4 protein-coding genes are annotated in these 5,323 nt (G+C 72.8%); 2 read left to right on the top strand and 2 right to left on the bottom strand.

Annotated features, from left to right (window positions below; all coding sequences use genetic code 11):
- Positions 1–119: 119 nt before the first annotated feature.
- Positions 120–1,811, bottom strand: a complete 1,692-nt coding sequence (locus tag HCN52_RS21595) for an ABC transporter substrate-binding protein (RefSeq protein WP_168090117.1) — start codon at positions 1,809–1,811, stop codon at positions 120–122.
- 267 nt (positions 1,812–2,078) lie between these two features.
- Positions 2,079–3,077: a LacI family DNA-binding transcriptional regulator gene (locus HCN52_RS21600; RefSeq protein WP_168090118.1), complete on the bottom strand. Its 999-nt coding sequence runs from the start codon at positions 3,075–3,077 to the stop codon at positions 2,079–2,081.
- Positions 3,078–3,626: 549 nt separating this feature from the next.
- Here HCN52_RS21600 and HCN52_RS21605 point away from each other — a divergent pair.
- Together HCN52_RS21605 and HCN52_RS21610 are read left to right on the top strand one after the other, a co-directional pair.
- Complete coding sequence (locus tag HCN52_RS21605) at positions 3,627–4,553, top strand: DUF1996 domain-containing protein (protein ID WP_168090119.1); 927 nt, start codon at positions 3,627–3,629, stop codon at positions 4,551–4,553.
- The gene (locus HCN52_RS21610) at positions 4,553–5,176 is read left to right on the top strand and encodes a DUF305 domain-containing protein (protein ID WP_168090120.1); all 624 of its coding nucleotides are present in this window, start codon (positions 4,553–4,555) and stop codon (positions 5,174–5,176) included. Before HCN52_RS21605 ends, HCN52_RS21610 begins: the two co-directional genes overlap by 1 nt.
- The last annotated feature ends 147 nt before the right edge of the window (positions 5,177–5,323 follow it).

Here is a 5,323-nt window from a genome sequence, read left to right on the forward strand (position 1 = left end):
GCCCGGTGGCGCGGTGCGGGGGTGCGGGGTGCGGGGTGCTGCGGGAGGCGTGCTGCGGGGAGGGGCGGAGCGGGCGCGCCGCGGCGGCGGGGAGGGGCGGCCGCGGCGCGTCCCGCCCGCTACTCGGCGGCCTTCAGACGCAGCACGATGTCCAGCGCGTTGGGCTGGGTGGGCTGCGGCGGGCCGTAGGGGTCGGACTCGTCCGGCCAGCCGACCCAGTTGGTGGTGTTGTACTGGGCGCCGATCGGACCGGCGACGGTCGGGACCATCGGCACGTCCTCGACGAGGATGCGCTGCAACGTGTGGAGCGCCTCCTCGCGTTCGCCCTCGTCGCTGGTGGTGGCGTAGGTGTCGAGCGCGGCGTCCGCCTCGGGGTTCTGGTAGCGGCCGAAGTTGCCGCCGGGCGAGCCCTCGCCGACGGGGTGGTACATCCCGCCGTCCATGATGTGCTGGTACATGTCGTAGGGGGTGCCGCCGCTGTTGGTCCAGTGCAGGGTGGCGTCGAACTCGCCGTTGTCGACGGCGGTCCGCCAGGACTCGACGGTCTGGGTGTTGAGCGTGGCCTCGATGCCGATCTCGCCGAGGTTGTCCGAGATGATCGACAGCGCGGTGAGGTAGTCGGACCAGCCGGCCGGACCGATCAGGTCGACGGTGACGGCGTTGCCGTCGGGGTCGAGCAGGGTGTCCCCGGAGGTGTCGTACCCGGCGTCCTCGAGTTCGGCGCGGGCGGCGTCGGCGTCGGCCTCCACCGTGGCGTCCCGGTACTCGGGGGCGAGGAACGGTTCCCCGGCGGGCAGCGGCAGCCCGGTGGGGCTCTCCAGCGCCGGGTAGAGCCCGGCGTGCGCCTGGACGTGGATGTCGTCGCGGTTGATCACCTGGGAGACGGCGCGGCGCAGCGCCGGGTCGTCGAACGGTTCCTGGTCGGTGTTGAGCCAGAGGCCGTGGACGCCGAGACTGGTGGGGAACCAGAGGTTGTGGTGGTCGGGGTTCTTCGCGATGTAGACGTTCTCGTAGTCCGGCATGAAGACGAACGACCACTCGGAGTCGCCGTTGGCCAGGGCCGTGGTCTGCGCGTTGTTGTCGTTGTACGAGGTGTAGCGCAGTTCCTCGACCTCCGGCAGCCCCTGCCAGTAGCTGTCGCGCCGCGTGAGGGTGACGGTCTGCGGGGTGAAGGTCTCCAGCACGTAGGGTCCGGTGCCCACCGGCTCGCGGTTCTCCCAGGTCTCCGGGGAGTCCTGCTCCGACCAGATGTGCTCGGGGACGATGTAGGTCCCCAGAATGCGGTTCTGGTTGACGAACTGGGACTCCCCGAAGGTGAGCCGGACGGTGTCGCCGTCCTGCTCGACCTCCTCGAAGGGGATCGCCGCACCGTTGAACGCGGGGGTGTCCATCACGAGTTGGAAGGTGTAGGCGATGTCGGCGGCGCTGAACGCGGTGCCGTCCGACCACTCGGGGCCGTCCTGCGCGGTGATCACCAGCTCGGTGAAGTCCTCGTTCCACTCCCACTCGGCCGCCAGCCAGGGCCGGGCGTCCTCGGCGGGGCGGATGCCGTTGTACATGGCGAGGGGCTCGTAGATCATCGCGCGGTAGCCCAGCGAGACACTGGCCGAGGTGGCGAGGAACGGGTTGCTGTTGTCGGCCTGCGGCGCGTTGGGCATGCCGACGTTGAGGACGCCGTCGCCGCGCGGGCCGGCGTTGCTGGTGCCGCCGCCTCCGCCGGAGCAGGCGGCGAGGGTGCTCAGGACGACCGCGGTGGCGACCGCGACGGTGGCGCCGCGGCGGCGGTTCCCTCTGCGGGGGGTGACTCTCATGGTGGGCTCCTCGGACGACGGGTGCGGGTGCGGGTGCCGGGTACCGCGGGTCGCTGCGGTGACCGGATGGTGCGGGCGCTGCTGGGTGCTCGGTGGTGCGTGGTGGTGCGTGGCGTGCGTGCTCATGCGTGGGGGTGCGGTTCACATGCCGTGAACCGGTGTATTACGGGCGGCCGTCGGGCAGGCCGGACCGCGGCGGCGGGGCCGGGGCGCAGCCGCGGGAGGAGCGGGCAGGGGGTGCGGGGCCTTGGGGTGCGGGGGCCGGCCTCAGTTCGGGGCGGAGGCCCGGACCACCAGCTCGGTCGGCAGGACGACCGGCTCGGCGGGCAGCGGCGCCCCCTGGAGGTGGTGGAGCAGCATCTGGGCGGCGGTCTCGCCCATGCGGCGGATCGGTTGTCGGATGGTCGTCAGCTGGGGGTCGGAGACGGAGGCCATGGGGACGTCGTCGAAGCCGATGACCGCGACGTCGTCGGGGACCGAGCGGCCGGCGGCGCGCAGCGCGGCGAGGGCGCCGACCGCCGTCTGGTCGTTCAGCGCGAACACCGAGTCGAAGGGCCGCCCCTCGGCGAGGACGCCCTCGACGGCGCGCCGGCCGGAGGAGACGGTGAAGTCGCTGCCGACGACGAGGGCGCCGGGCTTGGGGAGGTTCCGCTCGCGCAGCGCCGCCCGGAAGCCGGTGAGCCGGTCCTGGACGCATCCGAAGCGCGGCGGACCGGCGACGACGAGCGGGCGGACGCGTCCGGTGTCGAGGAGGTGGCGGGCGGCGGCCGCGCCCCCCTCGGCGTTGGTGGTGGCGACGAACGGCAGCCGGGGGCGCTGGCCCTGGTCGTCGATGACGACGGCGGGCAGCCCCTGGGCGTGCAGCTTCTCCAGCGTGGGGAGGGCGTCGCCGGGGACGATGGCCAGCAGCCCGTCGAAGGCGCGGGCGGTGACCTGGCTGGTGAACTGGGCCATCGACTGCTCGCCGCGGTTGCAGGTGAACAGCAGCAGGCCGTACCCGGCCGACTCCACGGTGTCGGAGACCCCTTGCAGGATCTGGCTGATCCACGGCCAGCCGAGGGAGGGGACCAGGATGGCGAGGGTCCGGCTGTTGCCGCGGGCGAGGCTCACGGCGCGGGAACTGGGCACGTAGCCGAGTTCGTCAATGACGCCCCGGACGCGTTCGGCCGTGGTGCGGTCCACCTCTCCCTTCCCGTTGAGCACACGGGAGACGGTGGTCTTGCTCACGGCCGCGGTACGGGCGACATCGGCGATGGTGACGCGCATGGCGGGCTCCCTGGACAGGTGGCTCGGCCGGTGGCGCGCCCGTGGGGGACGCGACGCACCGGCACCGGTTCCGGAACCGGTTCCGGTCGGTGTGCGCGGCAGTCAACTCGCCGCGCGGTGGGCCGTCAAGACGTGCAGAGAAGATCCGGAACAGTCCGGACCACCTTGCAAAATCCCTTCGGTTGGTGAAGGCGAAGTGCGCCGAACTCCCGCACGGCGAGAGAGCGCTCTCTGGTTTGGGGAGATTCTCCGTGCCGCGCCGGAGGAACCCTCAACTGGCTGTCGATGCAGTGATTTCAACGGTTCCATCGACCGTTCGGCGACGGGGTTCCGGGAATGTTGAGCATGGCTTGACGGTCCCTTAAGGCGCTCTTAGGGTCCCCGTCAGAGAACGCTCTCTGATGTCTTGCGGAACGCTCCGGGTCGCACCCCGGCCAGCTATAGCATCCGGCTGTCCAGTGCGCGGCCCACCGTGCATCCCCGCCGGTCCCCCGGCCGGGGCCCCCACCGCGGACGAGTCACGCGACCCCCATCCGAGGAGCCCGGACCATGACCTCACCCCCCACGTCCCGCCGCCGCACCCGCAACCGCCTCCTCACCGTGGCCGTGGCCGGCGCCGCCGTCGCGGCGCTGCAGCTGACCGGCATCCCCGGCGCCATCGCCGGTGACGACACCGAGGTCGCCCCCGAGCCGGCGGGCGAGGTGTCGGCGCAGAGCTACGGCGTCGCGGAGTTCCTCGCCGAGTGCGAGTTCAGCCACCGGCTGCCCGACGACCCGATCGTCTTCCCCGGCCTGCCGGGCGCCTCCCACATGCACAGCTTCTTCGGCTCGCCCGTCACCGACGCCCACAGCACGGCGGCGGACCTGATCGAGGCCGGCCAGACCACCTGCGACCCGCTGGTCGACCTCTCCTCGTACTGGATGCCGACGCTGTTCGTCGACGGCGAGCCGGTGGAGCCGCAGCAGGCGACGTTCTACTACCTCGGCGAGGGCGTCAACCAGGACGTCACCGAGCGGATCCAGCCCTACCCCGAGGGCCTGCTGATGCTGGCCGGCAACGCGGTGGCCGGGCCGGACGACCCGGTGATCGCCCGCTGGTCCTGCCTGCACGCCGGGGAGGTGGAGCCGTCGAAGGACTTCGTCAACTGCCCCGAGCACAGCGCGCTGGAGTCCTACCTGGACTTCCCGCAGTGCTGGGACGGCGTCAACCTCGACTCCCCCGACCACCAGAGCCACATGGCCTACCCGGTCGCCGGTGAGTGCCCGGAGACCCACCCGGTGCCGGTGCCCAAGATGCGACAGGTCGTGCGCTACCCGGTCAACGGCGACCCCTCGCGGTTCGAGCTGGCCTCGGGCCCGGGCTACACGATGCACGCGGACTTCATCAACGCCTGGCCGCAGGAGGAGCTGGAGCGCCGGGTGCGCGACTGCCTCAACGCCATCGTGAAGTGCGGCGCCGACGGGAACCCGCTGTGATGTCGCGCCGCGCCCGTCGTGTCGCCACCGTCGCGGCGGCGGCCCTGCTGGCGGCCGTGCCGCTGACGGGCTGCGGGGCGGAGGACGACCGGGGCGCGGCGCCGGAGGGAACGCCGGCGGCGGAGGCTCCCGCCGCCGGCGCCACCGACCCGGCGACCGTCGACACCGAGGAGGCCGACCACGGGCTGAGCGGCACCGACCTGGCCTGGCTCCAGCTGATGGCGCCGATGAACGACCGGACCATGCTGCTGCTGGAGCTGGTCGAGGAGGAAGGCGCCGACGCCTCGTTGGGCGCGTTCGCCGCCGAACTGGCGCAGACCCACCCCGAGGAGACCGCCCGGCTGCGGGCGATCCTGGACGACGCGGGGGTGCCGGACACCAACCCGCACGAGGGCCACGCCATGACCGGCATGGTCACCGACGACCAACTGGCGGAGATCGCCGGGGCGTCGGACGTGGACGCCGCGGCGCGGGAGGCGCTGCACGAGCACCTGGCGCAGGCCGCGATGATCTCCGGTTCGGCCGCGGAGAACGGCAGCGACGAGGCGACCACCGCTCTCGCCGCCGAGCTGGCCGAGACCCGCGAGGGCCAACTCGCGGAGCTGGAGGCGCTGAACGGCTGACCGCCGCGAGACGGCGACGGCGGTGGCGGCAGCCCGGCCGGCTGCCGCCACCGCATCCGCAGGTCGAGCCCGCACCCCGCGTTCCCCGTCGAACCCGCGCACGCCTGCGGCCCCGGACACCGACCGTCCGGGGCCGCAGGCGTGCGC

The sequence above is a fragment of the Streptomyces bohaiensis genome (genome assembly GCF_012033785.1).
Taxonomy (GTDB): Bacteria; Actinomycetota; Actinomycetes; order Streptomycetales; family Streptomycetaceae; genus Streptomyces; species Streptomyces bohaiensis.